At 60.5% G+C, this 20,297-nt stretch carries 18 protein-coding genes and 2 pseudogenes; 14 read left to right on the top strand and 6 right to left on the bottom strand.

The genetic code is table 11. The features are described 5' to 3' along the window. Positions 1-75 precede the first annotated feature (75 nt). Positions 76-282, top strand: a pseudogene (locus tag Q1A75_RS11045) (transposase); the annotation flags it as partial. Here the strand turns inward: Q1A75_RS11045 and Q1A75_RS11040 are convergent. Further along, positions 279-1,101 (bottom strand): annotated as a pseudogene (locus Q1A75_RS11040) (transposase). The pseudogenes Q1A75_RS11045 and Q1A75_RS11040 sit on opposite strands and share 4 nt — an antisense overlap. A 274-nt stretch (positions 1,102-1,375) precedes the next feature. Between Q1A75_RS11040 and Q1A75_RS11035 the strand changes: the two are divergent. The 13 genes from Q1A75_RS11035 (at position 1,376) to folD (ending at position 14,339) form a co-directional block, all read left to right on the top strand. Beyond that, complete coding sequence (locus Q1A75_RS11035; RefSeq protein ID WP_299554352.1) at positions 1,376-1,768, top strand: YbgC/FadM family acyl-CoA thioesterase; 393 nt, start codon at positions 1,376-1,378, stop codon at positions 1,766-1,768. A gap of 100 nt (positions 1,769-1,868) precedes the next feature. Continuing rightward, entirely contained in the window at positions 1,869-2,564 is a 696-nt protein-coding gene (gene tolQ, locus Q1A75_RS11030; RefSeq protein ID WP_299554349.1) for a protein TolQ, read from the top strand. A gap of 3 nt (positions 2,565-2,567) precedes the next feature. Then, the gene (gene tolR, locus Q1A75_RS11025; RefSeq protein ID WP_299554346.1) at positions 2,568-3,038 is read left to right on the top strand and encodes a protein TolR; all 471 of its coding nucleotides are present in this window, start codon (positions 2,568-2,570) and stop codon (positions 3,036-3,038) included. 3 nt (positions 3,039-3,041) lie between these two features. Then, positions 3,042-4,145: an energy transducer TonB gene (locus Q1A75_RS11020; protein ID WP_299554343.1), complete on the top strand. Its 1,104-nt coding sequence runs from the start codon at positions 3,042-3,044 to the stop codon at positions 4,143-4,145. Continuing rightward, positions 4,142-5,458 (top strand): Tol-Pal system beta propeller repeat protein TolB, encoded by a 1,317-nt coding sequence (gene tolB / locus Q1A75_RS11015; RefSeq protein WP_299554340.1) that lies wholly within the window; start codon positions 4,142-4,144, stop codon positions 5,456-5,458. The genes Q1A75_RS11020 and tolB overlap by 4 nt, the downstream gene beginning before the upstream one ends. An 87-nt stretch (positions 5,459-5,545) precedes the next feature. Beyond that, on the top strand, positions 5,546-6,061 hold the full coding sequence (gene pal, locus Q1A75_RS11010; protein ID WP_299554337.1) for a peptidoglycan-associated lipoprotein Pal: 516 nt from the start codon (positions 5,546-5,548) through the stop codon (positions 6,059-6,061). Between the two features lie 16 nt (positions 6,062-6,077). Then, on the top strand, positions 6,078-6,905 hold the full coding sequence (locus Q1A75_RS11005) for a tetratricopeptide repeat protein (RefSeq protein WP_299554335.1): 828 nt from the start codon (positions 6,078-6,080) through the stop codon (positions 6,903-6,905). Positions 6,906-6,908: 3 nt separating this feature from the next. Then, positions 6,909-8,156, top strand: coding sequence for a tRNA lysidine(34) synthetase TilS (gene tilS, locus Q1A75_RS11000; protein WP_299554332.1), 1,248 nt, complete (start codon positions 6,909-6,911; stop codon positions 8,154-8,156). A gap of 77 nt (positions 8,157-8,233) precedes the next feature. Continuing rightward, positions 8,234-10,153, top strand: coding sequence for an ATP-dependent zinc metalloprotease FtsH (gene ftsH / locus Q1A75_RS10995; protein WP_299554328.1), 1,920 nt, complete (start codon positions 8,234-8,236; stop codon positions 10,151-10,153). A gap of 168 nt (positions 10,154-10,321) precedes the next feature. Next, a complete protein-coding gene (locus Q1A75_RS10990; protein ID WP_299554325.1) occupies positions 10,322-10,921 on the top strand; it encodes a sulfurase in 600 nt (199 codons plus the stop codon). 237 nt (positions 10,922-11,158) lie between these two features. Continuing rightward, on the top strand, positions 11,159-12,835 hold the full coding sequence (locus Q1A75_RS10985) for a formate--tetrahydrofolate ligase (RefSeq protein ID WP_299554322.1): 1,677 nt from the start codon (positions 11,159-11,161) through the stop codon (positions 12,833-12,835). 108 nt (positions 12,836-12,943) lie between these two features. Next, positions 12,944-13,417, top strand: a complete 474-nt coding sequence (locus tag Q1A75_RS10980; protein WP_299554319.1) for a hypothetical protein — start codon at positions 12,944-12,946, stop codon at positions 13,415-13,417. Positions 13,418-13,436: 19 nt separating this feature from the next. Beyond that, positions 13,437-14,339 carry a bifunctional methylenetetrahydrofolate dehydrogenase/methenyltetrahydrofolate cyclohydrolase FolD gene (gene folD / locus Q1A75_RS10975; RefSeq protein WP_299554316.1) on the top strand — a complete coding sequence of 301 codons (903 nt, stop codon included), beginning with the start codon at positions 13,437-13,439 and terminating at the stop codon, positions 14,337-14,339. Positions 14,340-14,363: 24 nt separating this feature from the next. Here the strand turns inward: folD and Q1A75_RS10970 are convergent, their stop codons facing one another. The 5 genes from Q1A75_RS10970 to Q1A75_RS10950 all read right to left on the bottom strand — a co-directional run bounded on the left by Q1A75_RS10970 (position 14,364) and on the right by Q1A75_RS10950 (position 20,291). Further along, on the bottom strand, positions 14,364-14,771 hold the full coding sequence (locus Q1A75_RS10970; protein ID WP_299554313.1) for a PaaI family thioesterase: 408 nt from the start codon (positions 14,769-14,771) through the stop codon (positions 14,364-14,366). Then, positions 14,768-15,439, bottom strand: coding sequence for a ligase-associated DNA damage response endonuclease PdeM (pdeM, locus tag Q1A75_RS10965; RefSeq protein WP_299554310.1), 672 nt, complete (start codon positions 15,437-15,439; stop codon positions 14,768-14,770). The genes Q1A75_RS10970 and pdeM overlap by 4 nt, the downstream gene beginning before the upstream one ends. 115 nt (positions 15,440-15,554) lie before the next feature. Further along, positions 15,555-17,993 (bottom strand): ligase-associated DNA damage response DEXH box helicase, encoded by a 2,439-nt coding sequence (locus Q1A75_RS10960; protein ID WP_299554307.1) that lies wholly within the window; start codon positions 17,991-17,993, stop codon positions 15,555-15,557. Positions 17,994-18,198: 205 nt separating this feature from the next. After that, positions 18,199-18,987, bottom strand: coding sequence for an NAD(P)-binding domain-containing protein (locus Q1A75_RS10955; RefSeq protein WP_299554305.1), 789 nt, complete (start codon positions 18,985-18,987; stop codon positions 18,199-18,201). Continuing rightward, complete coding sequence (locus Q1A75_RS10950) at positions 18,984-20,291, bottom strand: ATPase (protein WP_299554302.1); 1,308 nt, start codon at positions 20,289-20,291, stop codon at positions 18,984-18,986. The genes Q1A75_RS10955 and Q1A75_RS10950 overlap by 4 nt, the downstream gene beginning before the upstream one ends. Between the last annotated feature and the right edge of the window lie 6 nt (positions 20,292-20,297).

Below are 20,297 nucleotides of genomic sequence, written 5' to 3'. Positions count from 1 at the left end.
GATGCCCAAAGGTCTTCCTCTCAGCAATCGCACTCGCCGCAATCGTTACTTACTGGTTATGAGTCCTGAGCCTAGGAGCATAGCTATTGCGAGAGCTTCAACGGGCGCATGCGCGACGAACTGCTGAACGGAGAGGTCTTCTACTCGCTGCACGAAGCCCAGATCATCATCGAAAGGTGGAGGAAACACTACAATACCAAACGACCCCACAGTGCTCCGGGTTACCGCCCACCGGCGCCAGAGTTCATCGTAGCAATAGACCAAAGGCCAACCATGCACTAACACTCAAACTCAACCACACAGGTGGGGCTGCTCACTAGCGAGGGGGCGGTTGCGGCGAGGAGGAATTTGTCGTTTGTGCCACATGGACCGTGTAACCGGAGCCGTCCCAGGCCGAGGATGCGTTTGAGGTGGGCAAAGAGCATCTCGACCTTTTTCCTGAGCTTCATCGAGATGTCGAATTGGCGGGTCTTGGCGATGTCGCGCGCGACCTGGCGGGTGTCTTCATGTTCTTCACGGGTGATCTTGCGAGCATTAGCGTTGGGGCAGTATTTGGATTTGGATGGAAAGGCCAAGCAGACCTCTTTCAGGGCACGATAGCAGGCCGCGCCTTTGTAGGTCGGCCTCCGGTTTGGGTCTGAGTAATTTCGGCAGAGCTAAGGCATGACCCTCTGGGCAGATGTATTGATCATTCTCGGCATCCCACTCGAAGTCAGCGAGGATCCAGGTCCCATCGTTGCGACCAGACTTGTCGAAGACAGGGACGTGCGGCACGATCTTGCGGTCGACCAGCCAGCCCAGAAGTGGCCCGGTGCCGTAGGCGGTGTCGGCGATCAGCCGCTCGGATCGAGACGGCAGAACCAGCGGTAGGCGAGGTTCAGGTGTACCTCCTCGCAAAGTTGCCGCTCGGACCGGATGCCAAAGCAATATCCCACCAAGAGCATGCGGATCAGCAGTTCGGGATCGACCGACGGGCGGCCAGTGTGACTGTAGAAATCAGTTAGATACTGGCGGATGTCGCTCAGATCGACAAACCAACCAATTGATCGCAGCAGGTGATCATTTGGCACATGATCCTCGAAAGAGAACTCTTAACAACAGCGCAGCTTGTGCCTCCTACCGCGGTCTCATCATCGCCAATCCCTCCTTGCAGGCCGAATTGAATCAGCGACTTACCATTCGATCAAGTCAGGATTTTCCAACAAAATACGCCCGAAAGCAGACAACCTGCAACGCGCGCTGATGTCCGCTTCGAGCTTAACACAACTCGTATTCGGTTGCTATCCAAGCAAGTGCCTCGTCTCTCGTCCGACATGGGCTTGCACGCCCTCCGTTGGTCAGTATCTATGACCTCACCCAATCCGAGCAGGTGCCCATGACCCCCCATCGATTTCCGATCATCGTCTACTACGAAGACACCGACATGGCCGGTGTTGTCTATTACGCCAACTACCTGCGGTATATCGAGCGTGCCCGTTCAACGATTGTCGAGGAGATGGGGCTGGATCAGAACGCGATGCGCGAGAAAGACATCGTTTTTGTCATCACGCGGGTGGAGGCTGACTATATCGCGCCCGCGCGCATGGCAGACCGGTTGGAGGTGGTGACCACGCATCAGGCCGCCAGCCCGGTTCGCTGGACGTTTGATCAGGAAGTACAGCGGGATGGTCAGGTGCTGTTTCGTGCGCATGTTGTCGCTGTCACCATGACGACAGAGGGAAAATCGATGCGTTTGCCTGCGGAAATCCGCGCAGCAATCGCAAAATAAGGGCGTTCTGACGCTGAAGTGATAGCATTCCCCTTGGGTTTGCCCTAATCTTTGCGCCAGACAAGAGCCGAACAAGCGGCCAAACAAAAGAGCAGGCAGTATGGAAGCAGAAACGCTCGCCCTGGCGCACGAGGTTGATTTCTCGATGTGGGGGCTTTTCTTGCGCGCGACCTTTACGGTGAAACTGGTGATGATCGTGCTGATCGTTGCATCGTTCTGGGCGTGGGGCATCATCATTCAGAAATTGCTGGTCTATCGCAGCGCGCGGGCCGAAGCTGACCGCTTTGACCGGGCGTTCTGGTCGGGCGAGCCGCTTGACGGTTTGTTCGAGAAGATCGGGTCGGACCCGAATGGGCCGGCAGAAAAGGTTTTTGCCTCGGGCATGATCGAATGGCAGCGGTCCCATCGCGAGGATGGCGGGCTGATTGCCGGAGCCACCAGCCGGATTGATCGCAGCATGGACGTTGCGATTGCCAAGGAGGCCGAGAAGCTGCAGGGCGGGCTGACCGTGCTGGCGACTGTGGGGTCCTCCGCCCCGTTCATTGGTCTGTTTGGCACCGTGATCGGTATCATGAACGCGTTTATCGAGATTGCCGAACAGCAGAACACCAACCTTGCGGTCGTGGCCCCCGGTATTGCCGAGGCGCTGCTTGCCACCGGACTGGGCCTGCTGGCCGCTATTCCGGCGGTGATTTTCTACAACAAGCTGAGCGCGGACAGTGACCGGATCGTGGCGGGGTACGAGGCGTTCTCGGACGAGTTTGCCACCATCCTGAGCCGCCAGTTGGACGGCTGAGCCATGGGCGCGGGTGTCATGCAGAAGGACGAAGGCGCGTCGCGGCGGCGCAAGCGCAGCCGGGCGCGTCCGATGTCAGAGATCAACGTCACGCCGTTTGTCGACGTGATGCTGGTGTTGCTCATCATCTTCATGGTGGCGGCGCCACTCCTGACTGTAGGCGTGCCGGTCAACCTGCCGGAAACGGCGGCCAATGCGCTGCCGACGGATCAGGAGGAACCGCTGACCATCACCGTGACATCAGCGGGTGAGGTGCAGATCCAGACCACGGCGGTGGCACGGGATGAGCTGATCGGCCGTCTGCGTGCCATTGCGTCTGAACGGGACAGTGATCGTGTGTTCCTGCGTGCCGACGGGGCCGTGCCCTATGAGCAGGTCATGCAGGTCATGGGCGCCCTCAATGCGGGTGGTTTTTCCAACATTGGCCTTGTGACGGATATTGGCGGTCCGACGCTGGATGGCGAGGGGGAGTAACCCTTGAACACCGGGCAGGTCATATCGGGCATCGGGCATGCGGGCCTGATCGGCTGGATGCTGTTTGGCGGATCCTTTCAGTCCGAGCCGTTGCCCTTCGAGGTGACGGAAGTGTCCGTGATCTCGTCTGACGCGTTCGAGGCCATGTTGCCGAGCGGGTCGGTGCCGGACCCATCGGTTGATGTGGCGCTGCCGGTCGAGCCCGAAGTTACACCAGACCCAGTGGAGACGCCCGTGCCGGACGAGGCGGTAGAGGTCGAGCCACCAGAGCCGACTCCTGCGCCGGAACCTGAAGTGGTGCCGGAGCCCCCGGCGCCAGACCCGGAACCCGAAGTTGTCGATGACGCGCCCGTGCAACCCGCTCCGCAGGATCAGGCCGTCGTTGTGCCCGAGGTCGCTCCGCGTCCCATCCCGCGTCCGTCAGAGCGTGTTGCACCCGACCCTGTTGCCCCGCCCGAACCGGAGGCAGCACCTGATGATGTACAGCAAGACGCAGTGACCGAAAGTGAGACAGGCGAGACGCAGGTCGAGGAGCAGGAGGCAACGGCCCCCGAAGAAGCCACGACCGAGATTGTCACCGAGGCCGAAGAGCCAGCAAGCGCGCCCACCGCATCCCTGCGCCCGCCTGCCCGGCGGCCCAGCCCGCCCGTGCAGACGGCGGAGCCTGCACCGGAACCGGAGACACCCAGTACGCCGACGGCCGAACCGGCTGACACCACCGACGATGTGAACGATGCGCTGCGCGAAGCGTTGGGGGGCGCCGAGGAAGAAGTGCCGCAAGGACCGCCCCTGTCTGCGGGCGAGAAAGATGCCTTGCGCGTGGCCGTTTCGAATTGCTGGAATGTGGGTTCGCTGTCGTCCGATGCATTGCAGACCACCGTGGTTGTCACCGTGGACATGTCGCAGGATGGTAAGCCAGTGGTGCCGTCGATCCGCCTGGCCTCAAGCTCGGGCGGCAGCCAGGCCGCGGCGCAGCAGGCATTTGAAGCCGCGCGCCGCGCGATTATTCGCTGTACACGCGATGGATATGACCTGCCCGCCGAGAAGTACGGGCAGTGGCAGGAAATTGAGATGACGTTCAATCCCGAAAGGATGCGTATCAAATGATGGTTCGAGCGCTTTTTCTGATCCTTATGTGTCTGATCCCTGCATGGGCTCTGGCGCAGAACGGTCCCTTGCGGATCGAGATCACGGAGGGGGTCATTGAACCCTTGCCCGTTGCCATACCTGATCTTGTGCTCGAAGGCGGCGCTGCGGGCGATTTGGGCCAGCGCATTGCGCGCGTCGTGGCCGAAGACCTGACAGGTACAGGCCTGTTCCGGGAGATCCCGTCGAGTGCATTCATCAGCCAGGTCAGTGATTTCGCGGCACCGGTTCAATACGCCGACTGGAAGGCGATCAATGCGCAGGCGCTGGTTGCCGGTGCCGTCAGTGTGAACGGTGATCAGATTTCGGTGAAGTTCCGTTTGTATGACGTTTTCTCTGGTGCGGAGCTGGGCGAGGGCCTGCAACTGGCGGGGACCACGGACGGATGGCGCCGCATCGCGCACAAGATGGCGGATGTTGTCTATAGCCGGATCACGGGTGAGACGGGATACTTTGACAGCCGCGTCGTTTTTGTCAGCGAAACGGGCCCCAAGGACAGCCGCCGCAAGCGTCTGGCCGTCATGGATTATGATGGGGCCAACGTGCAGTACCTGACAGGATCCGAAGATATCGTGCTGGCCCCCCGCTTTTCGGTGGCCGGGGATCGTGTGCTTTACACCAGTTACGAGACCGGCTTTCCCCGCATCTATGTGCTGGACGTCGGCAGCGTGCAGCGCCGCGTGCTGGAAAGCCAGCAGGGCACAATGAGCTTTGCGCCCCGCTTTGCCCCGAATGGGCAGACGGTGGTCTATTCCCTGACCCAAGGGGCCAACACGGACATCTGGGCGATGAATGTTGCGTCGGGCCAGTCGCAGCGCCTGACCTCTACCCCGGCAATCGAGACGGCCCCAAGCTTTAGCCCGGATGGAGGCCAGATCGTGTTCGAAAGCGATCGGTCCGGCACCCAGCAGCTTTATGTCATGCCCGCAGGTGGGGGCGAAGCACGTCGCATTTCCTTTGGAGAAGGCCGCTATGGCACGCCGGTCTGGTCGCCGCGTGGTGACCTGATTGCATTTACCAAGCAGTCGAAGGGCCGCTTTCATATTGGTGTGATGCGCACGGATGGCAGCGAAGAGCGGCTTTTGACCGCGTCCTTCCTCGATGAGGGGCCGACATGGTCCCCCAATGGCCGCGTCATCATGTTTGCGCGTGAAACCCAGGGTGCGGCTGGGCGATCGACGCTCTATTCGGTTGACATCACCGGTCGTAACCTGCGCCCTGTGCGCACGCCCGACGGCGGGTCGGACCCGTCATGGGGACCGCTACAACGATAAAGGCCCACGTTTTCTTGTGTGCAAGAACGTGGTAAACAAACCGAAAGACGCCAAACAGACGGCGCGACAAACAGAGAGACACAGGCCATGAAACTGAAATCTTCGATCATGATGATCTGTGCGGCCCTGAGCGTGGCCGCATGTACCAATCCGGCCCGTTTTGGCGGCGCGGATGGGGCAACCGATCCGCTGGCCAATAGCGGCGGTGTGGTCCCGGGCAGCGCATCTGATCCCGCATCCCCTGCTTACTTCCAGCAGGCCGTAGGCGACCGTGTGCTGTTTGCCGTGGACCAGTCCACGCTGACGCCCGAAGGTCGTGCCACGCTGGACGGACAGGCCGTTTGGCTGTTGCAGAACGCCGACTTCACGGCCGTTATTGAAGGTCACGCTGACGAGCAGGGCACACGCGAATACAACCTCGCCCTTGGCGCGCGTCGCGCCGATGCCGCCCGCGCCTACCTGGTCGGCCAGGGCGTGCAGTCCAGCCGACTGCAAGTGGTGAGCTTCGGGAAAGAGCGTCCGATCGAAGTATGCAGCGAAGAAGCCTGCTATGCCAAGAACCGTCGGGCTGTTACGGTGCTGGCGGGTGGCTTGACCAGCTAGGCAAACACGACGGGGAATGTTTTTGGTGAAACGGTATTTTGTCGCATTGGCGCTGGCGGTTGGTCTGACAGGGCCAGCGCTGGCGCAGGACCAGACCCTGGCCGATATCCGGCAGGAGCTTGTGGTGCTCAACACCGAGGTGCAGCGCCTGAAACGCGAGTTGTCGACAACCGGCGGCGTTGGTGGCGGTGCGGCTGGCGGGTCTGTTCTGGACCGTGTGAACACGATCGAGGTCGAGTTGCGGCGCCTGACCGACAAGACCGAGCAGCTGGAGTTTCGCATCAGCAGCGTCGTGACCGATGGCACCAACCGGGTCGGCGATCTGGAGTTCCGTTTGTGTGAGCTGGAAGAGGGCTGTGATATCTCTGCCCTCGGTGACACTTCGACATTGGGCGGGGGCGAGGCGCCGCCCACAGCCGCGCCCGTCGTCCAGCAACCCGCGACGGATGCGCCACAACTGGCAACACAGGAAAAAGCAGACTTCGAGCGGGCGCAGGAGGCGCTCGCAGCCAGTGACTTTCGCACCGCCGCAGACCAGTTTGCGACCTTTAATGAGACCTACCCCGGCGGACCGCTCGCAATAGAGGCGGAGCTGCGCCGCGGAGATGCGCTTGAGGGGCTTGGCGACGTGCGGGAGGGTGCTCGCGCCTTTCTGTCCGCCTTCACGCTGGCGCCGGAAGGTCCGCTTGCACCCGAGGCGTTGTTCAAGCTGGGTGCGGCCTTGGGCCGTTTGGGCCAGACCCAGGAGGCGTGCGTGACGCTGGCCGAGGTCGGTGTTCGCTTTCCCGGCGCGGCTGTCATCACCGACGCCCAGAACGCGATGCGCAATATCGGCTGCTCCTGATCAATGATTGCCCCCCTGATCGCGGCGATTGAGGCGCAGATGGGGGCGAATCCTCCCGAACGTGTGGCTGTTGCCGTGTCGGGCGGCGGAGATTCGGTCGCGTTGCTGGCAACCTTTGTCGAGTATTGCCGTGACCATGATGTCCAGCTTCATGTGATCTCGGTCAATCATGGTTTGCGCGAGGAGGCCCGGGACGAGATCGCCCTTGTCACTGACCTGTGCGTTCGCTGGAACCTGCCACATCACGTCGAGTATTGGACGGGATGGGATGGGCAGGGCAATCTTCAGGCTGCCGCCCGCGAGGCGCGATACGAGATCATGGCTGATTGGGCCTATGCCAACGGCATCGGCTATGTTGCCTTGGGTCATACTGCGGACGACCAGGCAGAAACCTTTGTCATGCGTCTGGCCCGGGGATCGGGGGTGGATGGGTTGAGTGCCATGGCACCACGGCGCGTTCATCATGGCATCACTTGGATCCGTCCCTTTCTTGAGATCGAACGTGCGACGTTGCGCGACTACCTGCGGGCGGCTCGGATCAATTGGTGCGACGACCCCAGCAACAGCTCGCATGATTTTGAGCGTGTGCGTGTGCGCGAGGCGCTCACGGTTCTGGATAAGCTGGGCGTGACCACCTCGAAACTGGTCGAGGTGGCCGACCACATGGCACGTGCCCGCGAAGCACTGGATTGGCAGACCTTTCTGGCCGCCCGAGACATGGCAGAGTTTGTGCACGGCGTCGTTGCTATTGATTTGGCCAAGTTTCGGTTGCTGCCACAGGAAACCGCACGCCGGTTGATGTTGCACACCCTCAACTGGACGTCGCAACACATCTATCCCCCGCGCAAGGATCCGGTGGCGCGTACTATTGCGGCGGTGCGTGCAGGGCAGTCGGCGACCCTGGATGGCTGCCATATCTGCGTCGAAAACGGGATGATCTGGGTGTTCCGCGAGTTAAATGCGGTCAAGGACATTGTGTGCGAAGTGGGCGACATGTGGGACGATCGATGGATGATCACGGGCCCCGAGGACGACCCGGATCTGGAAGTCCGTCCGCTTGGTTACGACGCGCTTGCCGACATTGAAGGCTGGCGCGACATTGGTCTTCCGCGCGCTGCGTTGGCAGCCTCTCCGGCCGTTTGGTATGAGGAACGCCTGGTGGCGGCGCCCTTTGTAGGCCTTGATGATGAGTGGAGCGCTGAGTTGGACGGCGGGAAGGACGCCTTTTTTGCTGCACTTTTATCGCATTGAACATGTGCGCAGCATCTCTATCTTAGAGGAAACGGTGCGTGTGAAGTCCGCGTGCCGGTATTATCAGGAGATTTTCCTTGGGAAACGCACGTAATATCGCCTTCTGGGTTGTTCTGTTTCTGCTGATCCTCGCGCTGTTCAACCTGTTCGGCGGGTCGGGCAACACGCTGCAAAGCCGCGAGATCACTTATTCCGAGTTCGTGGCGGCCGTTCAAGACGGATCCGTCACCCAGGTCACACTGGATGGCGAGCAGGTGCGCTTTCGCCGTGGAACCGAAGATTATGTGACCATAAAACCCGAAGATGCGTCCATCACCGAACTGCTGATCGCCAACCAGGTGCCTGTGCAGGTTGAGCCGCAACAACAGTCGGGTTTCCAGACCTTTATCTTGTCACTGCTGCCCTTCCTACTGCTGATCGGCGTCTGGATCTACTTCATGAACCGGATGCAGGGTGGTGGCAAAGGCGGCGCAATGGGCTTTGGCAAATCCAAGGCCAAGATGCTGACTGAAAAGCAGGGTCGTGTCACGTTCGACGACGTCGCGGGCATTGACGAGGCCAAGGACGAGCTTGACGAGATCGTAGAGTTCCTGCGCAACCCTCAGAAATTCTCGCGTCTTGGCGGCAAGATCCCCAAGGGCGCGCTGCTCGTTGGCCCTCCCGGTACCGGTAAGACTTTGCTGGCCCGTGCTGTGGCCGGTGAGGCAGGCGTGCCGTTCTTCACCATTTCCGGCTCGGACTTTGTTGAAATGTTCGTGGGTGTGGGTGCCTCCCGCGTCCGTGACATGTTCGAACAGGCCAAGAAAAACGCGCCTTGCATCGTCTTCATCGACGAGATTGACGCGGTAGGCCGCCATCGGGGCGCCGGCTATGGCGGCGGTAACGACGAGCGCGAGCAGACCCTCAATCAGCTGCTGGTCGAGATGGACGGTTTTGAAGCGAACGAAGGCGTGATCATCATCGCCGCGACCAACCGTAAGGATGTTTTGGACCCTGCGCTGCTGCGCCCGGGCCGCTTTGACCGTCAGGTCACTGTGGGCAACCCAGACATCAAGGGCCGCGAGAAAATTCTGGGCGTGCACGCCCGCAAGACCCCGCTGGGTCCTGATGTTGATCTGCGGATCATCGCGCGCGGTACGCCTGGCTTCTCGGGGGCTGATCTGGCGAACCTTGTGAACGAGGCGGCGCTGATGGCAGCGCGGATCGGACGGCGTTTCGTGACGATGCTGGATTTCGAAAGTGCCAAGGACAAGGTCATGATGGGCCCCGAGCGCCGCAGCATGGTGATGACGCCGGAGCAAAAGGAAATGACCGCGTATCACGAGGCCGGTCACGCGCTGGTGGGACATCTGCTGCCCAAATGTGACCCGGTCTACAAGGCGACGATCATTCCGCGTGGTGGTGCCTTGGGCATGGTGATGAGCCTGCCCGAGATGGACCGTCTGAACATGTTCAAGGACGAATGCCACCAGCGTCTGGCCATGGCCATGGCGGGCAAGGCGGCGGAAATTCACAAATACGGCCCGGATTCGGTGTCGAATGGGCCCGCTGGCGATATCCAGCAAGCCTCGGCTCTGGCCCGCGCCATGGTCCTGCAATGGGGCATGTCGGACAAGGTCGGCAATATCGACTATTCCGAAGCCGCCCAGGGTTATCAGGGCAACACTGCCGGTTTCTCTGTCTCGGCCAACACCAAGGAGTTGGTGGAACAGGAAGTTCAGAAGTTCATTCAGGACGGCTATGACTGGGCACTGAATGTCATCACCGAGAACGATGACAAGTTCGAGCGTCTGGCTCAGGGCCTGCTGGAATACGAGACCCTAACCGGGGAAGAGATCGAACGCGTCATGAACGGCGACCCACCGCATGCGCCCGACGACGAAGATGGTGGATCGGCGGTCGAGGACAAGAAGCCCAGCCTGACAGCCATTCCCAAGGCCAAGAAAAAGCCGGGTCCGTCCGGTGACGGGGGCATGGAGCCTGAGCCGACGGGCTGACCGGCATTTAAACATGATGAGGCCCGCCTTTGAGCGGGCCTTTTTCTTTGAAACTATCGTCAGCCACTATGTCATCAGGGTTTGTGTGCAACAGTGAGTAAAGCGTCATTGGCCAAGGGCACGGCGCGCTGGTACGACCAGTGTAAATCACTTGCCTGAGAGGTTGAGATGCCCGCGCTGAAACCAACATCTTTTACCGCCAGAATCACATGGTTGGGCCATGTCCCAAGCCGGGTAGCCAGCTTGCGCGCTGTGTCGGCGCAGGCCGTTGAAGTCACATTGAATGGCTTTCCGGACGAGGATCACGGTGGGCCGCCGCGCCCCTCGTGTGTGCGCGTACGGTCGCAATACACACCTGGCACTGAAATCCGCAATACCCGCCAATTGTCGATCCTGAGCGCGGAAGAGCTTGCACAGACGGCGGCGTCCATGGGGCTGGACGGTATCGATCCGGCGTGGGTCGGGGCGTCGATCGTGATCAAGGGTATTCCCGACTTCACCCAGGTACCACCGGCCTCGCGCCTGATGTCTGAACGTGGCGTTGGCATAGCCATCGACATTGAAAACCGGCCCTGTATCTTTCCAGGCAAAGAGATCGAGGAAGAGGCACATGGGTTTGGCAAGCTGTACAAGCCAGCTGCAAAGGGGCGACGCGGCGTAACAGCATGGGTAGAACATGGCGGGCAATTGGCTGTGGGTGATGTGTTGACACTGCATGTCCCGGACCAACCGGTCTGGCCCCATCTGGAGGCCGCGCGCGCAGGCTAAGCGGGCGCGGTGCAGGGCACCTGCGCCTTACGTGCGTCTTTCCGATCCGTAAGGTGGAGGTGTCCTCCGCCCCGCGTCAGGTTTCGCGTTCCCGCCTACCGTTTCCGAAATGAAACCGCTGACTGCGATTGGGCCGCTGTAACGTCCCAAAATGTCGGAATCGCGCGCATGGCCCCTAGGCATGCGGCTGTATGCAGGCCACGAAAGACGTACCCATTCAGGACTGCGGGGAGCATCATGGCCTATAAATCCGATATCGAAATTGCGCGCGAGGCGCAGAAGAAGCCGATCCAGGAGATCGGGGCCAAGCTGGGCATCGAAAGTGCCGATCTGCTGCCCTACGGCCACGACAAGGCCAAGGTAAGCCAGAACTTCATCAACTCGGTCCAGGACCGCGAGAACGGCAAGCTGATCCTCGTCACGGCCATCAACCCTACGCCTGCGGGCGAGGGCAAGACGACCACCACTGTGGGTCTAGGCGATGGCCTGAACCGCATCGGCAAGAACGCTTGCGTTTGCATCCGCGAAGCATCCCTTGGCCCGAACTTCGGCATGAAGGGCGGCGCCGCGGGTGGCGGCTATGCCCAGGTTGTGCCTATGGAAGAGATGAACCTGCACTTCACCGGTGACTTCCACGCCATCACCTCGGCCCACTCGTTGCTGTCGGCCATGATCGACAACCACATTTACTGGGGCAACGCCCTTGAGATCGACACCCGCCGCGTCGTGTGGCGTCGCGTGGTTGACATGAATGACCGGGCCCTGCGCCAGATCACTGCCTCGCTTGGCGGCGTGGCCAACGGCTTCCCGCGTGAGGCAGGCTTTGACATCACCGTGGCATCCGAAGTCATGGCGATCCTGTGTCTGGCGAAGGATCTAAAGGACTTGCAGAAGCGCTTGGGCGACATGATTGTGGCGTACCGCCGCGACCGCTCACCAGTATTCGCGCGCGACATCAAGGCTGACGGTGCGATGACGGTGCTGTTGAAGGATGCAATGCAGCCAAACATCGTGCAGACACTGGAAAACAACCCGGCCTTCGTGCACGGCGGCCCGTTTGCCAACATCGCACACGGTTGTAATTCGGTCATCGCAACGACCACTGCCCTCAAGCTGGCTGACTACGTTGTCACCGAGGCAGGCTTTGGTGCCGATCTGGGCGCCGAGAAATTCATGAACATCAAGTGCCGCAAGGCGGGTCTTGCCCCGTCCGTCGTCGTCTGCGTGGCGACTGTGCGCGCGATGAAGATGAACGGTGGCGTGGCCAAGGCTGATCTGGGTGCCGAAAATGTCGACGCGGTCAAGGCAGGCTGCCCGAACCTGGGTCGTCACATCGAGAACCTGAAATCCTTTGGTGTTCCCGTCGTTGTGGCGATCAACCACTTCGTCACCGACACGGATGCAGAAATTCAGGCGGTCAAGGACTTCGTGGCCGAGCAGGGCGCCGAAGCCATCTTGTCGCGTCACTGGGAGCTGGGCTCGGAGGGTTCGGCTGATCTGGCGACCAAAGTGGCGGAACTGGCTGATGCGGACACCGCGAACTTCGCGCCGATCTATCCCGATGACATGCCGCTGGCCGAAAAAATCCAGACCATCGCCAAGCGCATCTACCGCGCGGACGAGGCATTGATGGACCAGAAGATCCGCGATCAGTTGAAGCTGTGGGAAGAGCAGGGCTATGGCCACTTGCCGGTTTGCATGGCGAAGACACAGTATTCGTTCTCGACCGATCCGAATCTGCGTGGCGCGCCCACGGGCCACTCGGTGCCGGTGCGCGAAGTGCGTCTGAGTGCGGGTGCGGGGTTTGTCGTCGCTGTCTGTGGTGAGATCATGACCATGCCGGGTTTGCCACGCGTGCCATCGGCTGAAAACATCATGCTGAATGATGAAGGTCAGATTGAAGGTCTGTTCTGATCCAACACCTGTTTCAGCCCCGTCACAAAGCGATGACGAGGCTGAAATCCCATTGACCGATGGTCGTCTTGGCAGTCAGCGTGCGAGCTATCATTCGGAGGATTGTTCATGACCAGATTGCTTGCCTTGATTGCTACCGTCGTTTTCACCGCCATGACGGCCCACGCACAGGAGCGTTACGAGGGGTATTACTATCCCGACGTGACATCGAACGAGGATTTCACCCGCGTGATCCGACAGGCGCCTGATTCAAGCAAGGGCGTGCGAGTCGAGTTCGTGACCAACCTGACCGTGGCTCAGCTTGCGGCCCCGGAAAGTCCGCGCTTCGTCTTCTTTGCCAAGGGGGCGGATGCCAAGCATCTGACCGTCATCGCATTGGATGACGAGGTGTTTTCCACACTGTTCCGTGCCCGCGCGGTACTGGCGCAAATGACGTCCAACATGCGCAACAACGACTTCTTTCGTGCGCAAGAGCTGCAATTTGTAGCGACCTTTTTTGACCTGCTGCAACTGATGGAATTCGACACGCTGGTGATCAGCGATGGCGAAACCTGGGCGCATCAGGTGAACTTCATCCGATAAGTGAGGAGATCCAACCGACATGACCGCGACTGTAATTGATGGCAAGGCCTTTGCGGCCAAAGTGCGGGGCCAGGTGGCCGACCATGTGGCCCGCCTGAAAGAAGCGCACGGGGTCACGCCCGGTCTTGCGGTCGTGTTGGTGGGCGAAGACCCGGCAAGCCAGGTCTATGTCCGGTCCAAGGGCAAGATGACTGTCGAGGTCGGTATGAAGAGTGTCGAGCACAAGCTTGATGCCGACACATCCGAGGCTGATCTGCTGGCTGTCGTCAAATCGCTAAACGAAGACCCGGAGATTCACGGTATCCTCGTTCAGTTGCCGCTGCCTGGGCATTTGAACGAGGATCTTGTGATCAACTCCATCGATCCGGCCAAGGATGTTGACGGGTTCCACATCTCGAACGTGGGTCTGTTGGGCACAGGGCAGAAGTCGATGGTGCCTTGCACTCCGCTGGGCTGTTTGATGATGTTGCGGGATCATCATGGATCTTTGTCGGGTCTGAATGCTGTGGTGATTGGCCGGTCGAACATCGTGGGCAAGCCGATGGCGCAGTTGCTGCTGGGTGACAGCTGTACCGTGACGATCGCCCATTCGCGCACCAAAGACATTCAGGATGTCGTGCGCGCTGCGGACGTGGTTGTGGCTGCCGTGGGACGGCCCGAGATGGTGACCGGTGAGTGGATCAAACCTGGGGCGACCGTGATCGACGTGGGCATCAACCGTATCGATGCGCCTGAAAAGGGCGAGGGCAAGACACGCCTCGTGGGCGACTGTCACTATGACAGCTGCGCCGAGGTGGCGGGTGCCATCACCCCTGTTCCCGGTGGTGTGGGGCCGATGACCATCGCATGTCTGCTGGCGAACACTGTGACCGCTTGCTGCCGCGCGAATGGCTTGGCGGAACCGGAAGGGCTGACAGCCTGATGGAGGGCGGAGGACACCTCCGCCTTACAGGTTGACTGGGACCATCGTGCCTTGAAGCACGGCGACCAGCGTCTCGGTACCATTTGTCATGGTGAAGACCTCTGAACTGACAACGATGAGGCGACGGCCGGGTTTGATCACCCGGCCTTTCGCGATCAACCGCTCTCCGTTGGCGGGGGTGGTGAGGTTGATCTTGATTTCCGCCGTCACGACCTCCTGATCCTCGGGGAGCGTGGTGAGGGCCGCGTAGCTTGCCGCGCTGTCGCCAAGGCCAAAGGTAAGGGCGGCATGGGCAAACCCTTGTTGTTGACGGCTGCCGGGCAGGATGGGCGCGGAGAGGATCACGCGCCCTTCCCTGACCTCGTCCAACTTGGCACCGAAGGTTTTCATCATGCTTTGCCGGGCAAAGCTGGTTGCGATCCGGTCCTTCATGTGACCCCGCGTGGCATTGGCACCCGCACCGGTTTCGGTCCGGTGAGGATGGCGTTGGCATCGGGGCGCATCAGCTTGCTGAGGGTCTGGCCATCACTGCGCAGCCCACCGGTATAGGTGCCGTAGGCGGGCAGGATTAGCTTGTCGCTATCGATCAGAAAGGCAGGGCGCGAGATGGCCCGTGCGCGTGTCTGGAGCGTTGCCTTTGGGTGGTAATGTCCGGACACTTCGCCGCTCGCGCCGGGTTTGGCGATGTGGCGAAAGGTCAGTGCGCCAATGGGCAGTTCGGCCAGGTGTGTGCCGCCGAACTCGATGGGGCCGGGGTCGTGGTTGCCTTCGATCCAGACCCAGCGACGGCCCGCCTGCAGCTTCGTGATCCAGAGCCGTTCCTCCTCGGGCAGGCTGCGGGCGGCGGTCAGATCATCGAAGCTGTCACCGAGGCAGATGACCGTGCGCGCGCTTGTCGCGTCGAGGTCGGTAGCGAGGCGGGTGAGGGTATCGCGCGTCTCGTAGGGAGGCAGCTGCATACCGATGCGTCGGGCGATACGTTCGGCCTTGCCTAGATGCAGGTCCGAGATGCAGAGCAGGTGTTGGTCAGGCCAGTAGAGTGCGCCGGAGCCAAGCGCCTTAAGCGCTGCGCCGGCGAGGGAGACGTCGCAGGTGTTCATTTTTTGTTCATAGCCTTGGGGACAGGGCGCATCAAGATATGCCTTACTGTTGGGGCTCTGCCCCCGGCGCGGAGCGCCTCCCCCGTCGTATTTTCCGTCAGAAGAAGCAGGCGGGTTAGAAGGGAACGCGCCATTCCCTTTTCTTGGGTTCAGGTGGTAATCCGGCGGTGGTCATCAGGCGTTCGGCCTCTTCCGCGAGCAGTTTTTCTTCGGCGAGACCCTTGATGGGTACGCGGCCGACCTCGAGCATCAGGGGGGCGGCGAGTGGTGTAATGCGATCATATTCGGTCAGGTCGATGCGGTCGCCGATACGGGCGCACATTTCCTCAATGCGACCAAAGTCGACAAGGCCGCGCATGGCCTCTTCGCGTGTGATCTGCAGCATGAGGTGATCGGGATCATACTTGGCAAGCGTGTCATAGAGGATGTCGGAGCTGAAGGTGGCCTGCCGCCCGGTCTTGCGGTTGGAGGGCAAGTTGCGTTCGATCAGCCCGGCGATGGTCGCGGAAGCGCGAAAGGTGCGTTTCATCACGGCGTTGCCAGCCAGCCACCGGTCGAGCCCGTCGCGAAGCGCTTCGATATCAAAAAGAGGGGCTGGATCCGTGATCTTGTTGAGACCCCAGATGAGAGTGGCGTAGTCTGTGGCAAGGAAGCCGAGCGGGTTAAGGCCTGTTTCCTCCATCCGCTTGGTCAGTAGAAGCCCCAGTGTTTGCATGGCGTTACGGCCTGCAAAACCGTAGACGGCGGTGTGGATACGGCTGTCGTAAGGGAAGCTTTCGATCAGCAGGCGACCGGGTTCGGGCAGGCGGCTGACGCCTCGTTGGAGGCTGAGCCATTCAGCGGTGTGTTGGGGCAGGGACGGCCACGTGTCCTGTTGAAACATGTCGATGATGCGGTGGCTGAGCTGTGTGGATGTGGCGAATTTGGTGCCGAGGAAGGTGGCGATCTTGGGCTTCTTGGCGGCGTCGCGGGTCACCTGGACGGTCATTTCGCGCAGTGAATCGTAGCGTACGATCTGGCCGCCGATGAGGAAGGTGTCGCCTGGGGTCAACGAGGCCGCAAAGCCTTCTTCGATCTCGCCGAGTGGTTTGCCGCCGCGGCCCTTGAACCGCACCTTGAGCGTATCGGTATCTTGAATCGTGCCGATGTTCATACGGATCCGTTGGGCACTGCGGGGATCGCGCAATTGCCATTGGCCGTCGGGTCGTTGTTGCAGTCGCTTCCATTGATCGTAAGCGCGTAGGGCGTAGCCGCCGGTGGCGCAGAAATCGAGGCAGGCATCAAATTCCGCACGCGACAACGACGTATACGCGCCCGTGGTTGATATTTCGTCAAAAAGCGCATCTGCATCGAATGGACCGGCGCAGGCGGCAATCAGAATGTGTTGGCAAAGCACATCGCGGGGGCCGGGGCCGCGTGGGTCGCCGTCGAGCGCGCCCTCCTTCACCGCATCGAGCGCGGCGACGCATTCAACCACTTCGAAGCGGTTGGCGGGCACGAGCAACGCCTTTGATGGGGCGTTGTAGCGGTGGTTGGCGCGACCGATCCGTTGAACCAGCCGTTTGACGTTTTTCGGCGCACCGACCTGAATGATGAGGTCAACGTCACCCCAATCGATCCCAAGGTCGAGCGTCCCGGTACAGACGATCGCCTTGAGCTGGCCGTCGACCATCGCCTGTTCGACCTTTTCGCGTTGCTGGCGGTCGAGGGACCCATGGTGAATGCCGATGGGTAACTGGTCTTCGTTGGCGAGCCAGATGTTGTGGAAATACAGTTCGGCCTGGGCGCGGGTGTTGTGGAAGATGAGGGTGGTCTTGTGTTTCTTGACCTCTTCCAGCACCGCGGGGATGGCGTATTTGCCGCCCGAACCGGACCATGGAGGCGGTTCGTCCGTCACCAACATCTTGATGTCTGGGGGTGGCCCGGGGTCTGCATGGAGTATGTCGCAGGGATCGGGATGCTTGGCGAGGAGGTGGGCGATGGCGTGCGGATCTTCGACCGTCGCCGAGAGGCCCACACGCTTGAGGTCAGGGCGGAGTGCTTGCAGGCGTGAGAGGGCCAGAAACATCTGGTCGCCGCGTTTGCTTTCGGCCAGCGCATGGATTTCGTCGACAATGACCCGTTTTAGGCCTGCAAACATGCGCGGTGCATCCTCGTAAGAGGTGAGCAGCGCGAGGCTTTCGGGCGTCGTCAGCAGGATATGGGGCGGGTCGGCACGCTGGCGTTTTTTCTGGGTTTGGGAGGTGTCGCCGGTGCGGTCCTCGATCCTGATGTCGAGACCTATCTCAGCAACCGGCGTGCGGAGATTCCTTTTGATATCAGCGGCTAATGCTTTGAGGGGCGAGATGTAGAGAGTATGCAGACCCTCGTGATCATTCTCTGCAAGGTCGGCCAGCGTGGGCAGGAAACCGGCCAGTGTTTTACCGCCACCCGTGGGTGCAATGAGAAGAAGGGCGGGGTCGTCTGCGCGGTCCAGCATCTGCTGCTGATGGGGGTGGATGCTCCAGCCTTTGGAGGCGAACCAACCGGTGAAGATGCAGGGGAGGGAGGTCATGGCCGACACTGTAGCGGATGGTGTGCTTGTGGGAAGTGCGGGAGCCTCCGGCGGGAGTTTTTTTGGCAAAGTGAAGAGAGTCGTGTGTCGCGCAGAATCCCCCCAGAATTCAGTGAGTTTAAGGGCGTATGGCTTGGTGTCACCATCCGTACACCTCCTGTGCATCTGGGGCGGTCGTTCGGTGGTTAACGCAGCGCGCGGTGAGTCATTTGCGCGGGGTGAGCGCGCGGATGCTGTTCTGGATTGCTTGGGGCAAGGTTGTATCCGCCCCATCGGGCGCTGCGTCCAGTGCGGCAGCGACATCCTTGACCAGGATGCCGATGGAGTTGTCGGGGGCATAGCCGTGTTTGGCAAACTCGATGGTGTCGAAGCCTGAGGCCAACCAGTTCTGGCCCGATGACGTTTCGATCAGTTCCAGTAAGTGCTGTGTATCCAGCCCGGCCCCGTCCGCCCAATCCAGCACAAGCCGTGTCATGGCGGTGTGGGATGCCGCAAGCAGGTTGTTGAGCACCTTGGCTTGCATGCCTGCGCCGTAGCGGCCCATGTGATGGAAGTGCTGCCCCATGAGGGCAAGCAACGGCTTGGCGTCGTCGATGTCAGTATCTGTGCCCCCCAGCATGAAGCTGAGCGTTCGATTTTCGGCAGCGATGACGGCGCCCGACATGGGCGCGTCTATCAGGGTGATGTGATCTGGCACCCGGTCCCGCAGGCCCTTGACGTAGCGGGGCGAGAGCGTGGAGCAGACGAAGATGCGCCGCAGTTTGGATGCGGTGCCCATCAGGTTCTGCGTATCGAAGAGGAGGGCGTTTGTCTCATCTTCGTCCCTGACAACAGAAAACAGGGTTTCGAGATCGGGGGCGAAGGCCATGATGTTGGTTGTGATATGCGGAATGCCTTTGTCCACCACGTCAAAGCCGTTGGCACGCACGCCCCCGTCGCGCAGAGCGGTCAGCATCGGCAACCCCATGCGTCCGCAGCCCGCGAGCCCGATCATTTGACGATATGTTCGTCCTTGACGAACATGTTGGCCCAGGCCCGGTCAATCAGTTCGGGCGTCATTTGCAAGGGGATGCCTTCGAAATTGCAGGTCGCCGCCATCTGATCCACCAGGAAGTTCGGCTGGTAGTTGGCATAGATGTTGTCGATCGTCGGGTATTTGACCTTGAGAAGATAAACGAGCGCCTCTTCGTTCAGGGTCATCCCTTTCTTCTTGGCCACCATGGCAAAGATTTTCAGGAAGTTCGCCTGATTGGGTCCGTCGATCTTGATCTTGAAGAAGATCCGGCGCAGAGCCGCTTGGTCGAAGATTTCATTCGGGTGGAAGTTGGTCGAGAAGACGACCAGCGTGTCGAAGGGGACTTCGAATTTTTCACCTGATTGCAGGGCAAGGATGTCCTTGCTTTCTTCGAGCGGAACGATCCAGCGGTTGACCAGCGCCTGCGGCGGTTCGGCCTGGCGGCCAAGGTCGTCCACGATGAAGATGCCGCCGGTGGATTTCAGCTGCAGTGGAGCTTGGTAGGTGCGCGCGGTCGGGTTGTAGACGAGGTCCAGCATGTCGAGCGACAATTCACCCCCGGTGATCACGGTTGGGCGTTCGCATTTGACGTAGCGTTTGTCATAAGGCGTCTTGCGCCGCAATGCAGTCGGATCTTGCGCCTCTTCCGGGGCGATGACGTGTACGATCGGGTCATAGACGGTGATGACCTGACCGGCATATTCGATGGCGCGGGGGACATAGACGTTGTCGCCAAGCGCGTCGCGGATGCCGTTGGAGATCGAGGATTTACCGTTGCCCGGCGGGCCATACATCAGGATCGACCGGCCGGCCGATACGGCAGGGCCAAGCTGACCCAGGAGATCATCGGGCAGCACGAGGTGCCCCATGGCGCCGATCAGTTGCTGTCGGGTGACCATGATGTTGCGGATGGACTGGCGTTTGACCTGTTCGCGATAGACCTCAAGCGGGACTGGCATGGCCCCAAAATATTCGGACTGCGCCAGCGCATCCAGTGCGCGCGCCTTGCCGCCATCGGTCAGCTGATAGCCCATTTCATTGCCATTGTTGGCGTTAAGGGTACCTGTCGCCTCCATCAGCCGCTGGTCGCGGCACATGTCGATCAATTCCTGCACAACAGGGATTGGAAGGCACATCGCCACACTGAGGTCCGAGACCATGTCCAGCGTCTTGCGGAACATGGTTTTCAGCAGAATATCCCGCATCATCACAACGGGCAGTTTCATGTCCTGAATCCGCTTGGGAGCCGGGGGTGCAATCACGTCTGACACTTGCATGTTCATGGGGCA

This window comes from uncultured Tateyamaria sp. (assembly GCF_947504105.1).
In the GTDB taxonomy this organism is placed as follows: Bacteria; Pseudomonadota; Alphaproteobacteria; order Rhodobacterales; family Rhodobacteraceae; genus Tateyamaria.
The sequence above is the reverse complement of the archived record's forward strand: the minus strand, read 5'-3'. Positions and strand labels throughout refer to the sequence as shown.

Excerpts from the sequence above, each read along its gene's own strand:
- tolR (WP_299554346.1), top strand. The coding sequence starts at position 2,568 with ATGGGCGCGGGTGTCATGCAGAAGGACGAAGGCGCGTCGCGGCGGCGC.
- Q1A75_RS10985 (WP_299554322.1), top strand. The coding sequence starts at position 11,159 with ATGGCCTATAAATCCGATATCGAAATTGCGCGCGAGGCGCAGAAGAAG.
- Q1A75_RS10960 (WP_299554307.1), bottom strand. The coding sequence starts at position 17,993 with ATGACCTCCCTCCCCTGCATCTTCACCGGTTGGTTCGCCTCCAAAGGC.
- pdeM (WP_299554310.1), bottom strand. The coding sequence starts at position 15,439 with ATGAACACCTGCGACGTCTCCCTCGCCGGCGCAGCGCTTAAGGCGCTT.
- Q1A75_RS10955 (WP_299554305.1), bottom strand. The coding sequence starts at position 18,987 with ATGATCGGGCTCGCGGGCTGCGGACGCATGGGGTTGCCGATGCTGACC.
- Q1A75_RS10980 (WP_299554319.1), top strand. The coding sequence starts at position 12,944 with ATGACCAGATTGCTTGCCTTGATTGCTACCGTCGTTTTCACCGCCATG.
- Q1A75_RS10990 (WP_299554325.1), top strand. The coding sequence starts at position 10,322 with ATGCCCGCGCTGAAACCAACATCTTTTACCGCCAGAATCACATGGTTG.
- tilS (WP_299554332.1), top strand. The coding sequence starts at position 6,909 with ATGATTGCCCCCCTGATCGCGGCGATTGAGGCGCAGATGGGGGCGAAT.
- Q1A75_RS10950 (WP_299554302.1), bottom strand. The coding sequence starts at position 20,291 with ATGAACATGCAAGTGTCAGACGTGATTGCACCCCCGGCTCCCAAGCGG.
- folD (WP_299554316.1), top strand. The coding sequence starts at position 13,437 with ATGACCGCGACTGTAATTGATGGCAAGGCCTTTGCGGCCAAAGTGCGG.
- Q1A75_RS10970 (WP_299554313.1), bottom strand. The coding sequence starts at position 14,771 with ATGAAGGACCGGATCGCAACCAGCTTTGCCCGGCAAAGCATGATGAAA.
- Q1A75_RS11005 (WP_299554335.1), top strand. The coding sequence starts at position 6,078 with ATGTTTTTGGTGAAACGGTATTTTGTCGCATTGGCGCTGGCGGTTGGT.
- tolQ (WP_299554349.1), top strand. The coding sequence starts at position 1,869 with ATGGAAGCAGAAACGCTCGCCCTGGCGCACGAGGTTGATTTCTCGATG.
- Q1A75_RS11035 (WP_299554352.1), top strand. The coding sequence starts at position 1,376 with ATGACCCCCCATCGATTTCCGATCATCGTCTACTACGAAGACACCGAC.
- tolB (WP_299554340.1), top strand. The coding sequence starts at position 4,142 with ATGATGGTTCGAGCGCTTTTTCTGATCCTTATGTGTCTGATCCCTGCA.
- pal (WP_299554337.1), top strand. The coding sequence starts at position 5,546 with ATGAAACTGAAATCTTCGATCATGATGATCTGTGCGGCCCTGAGCGTG.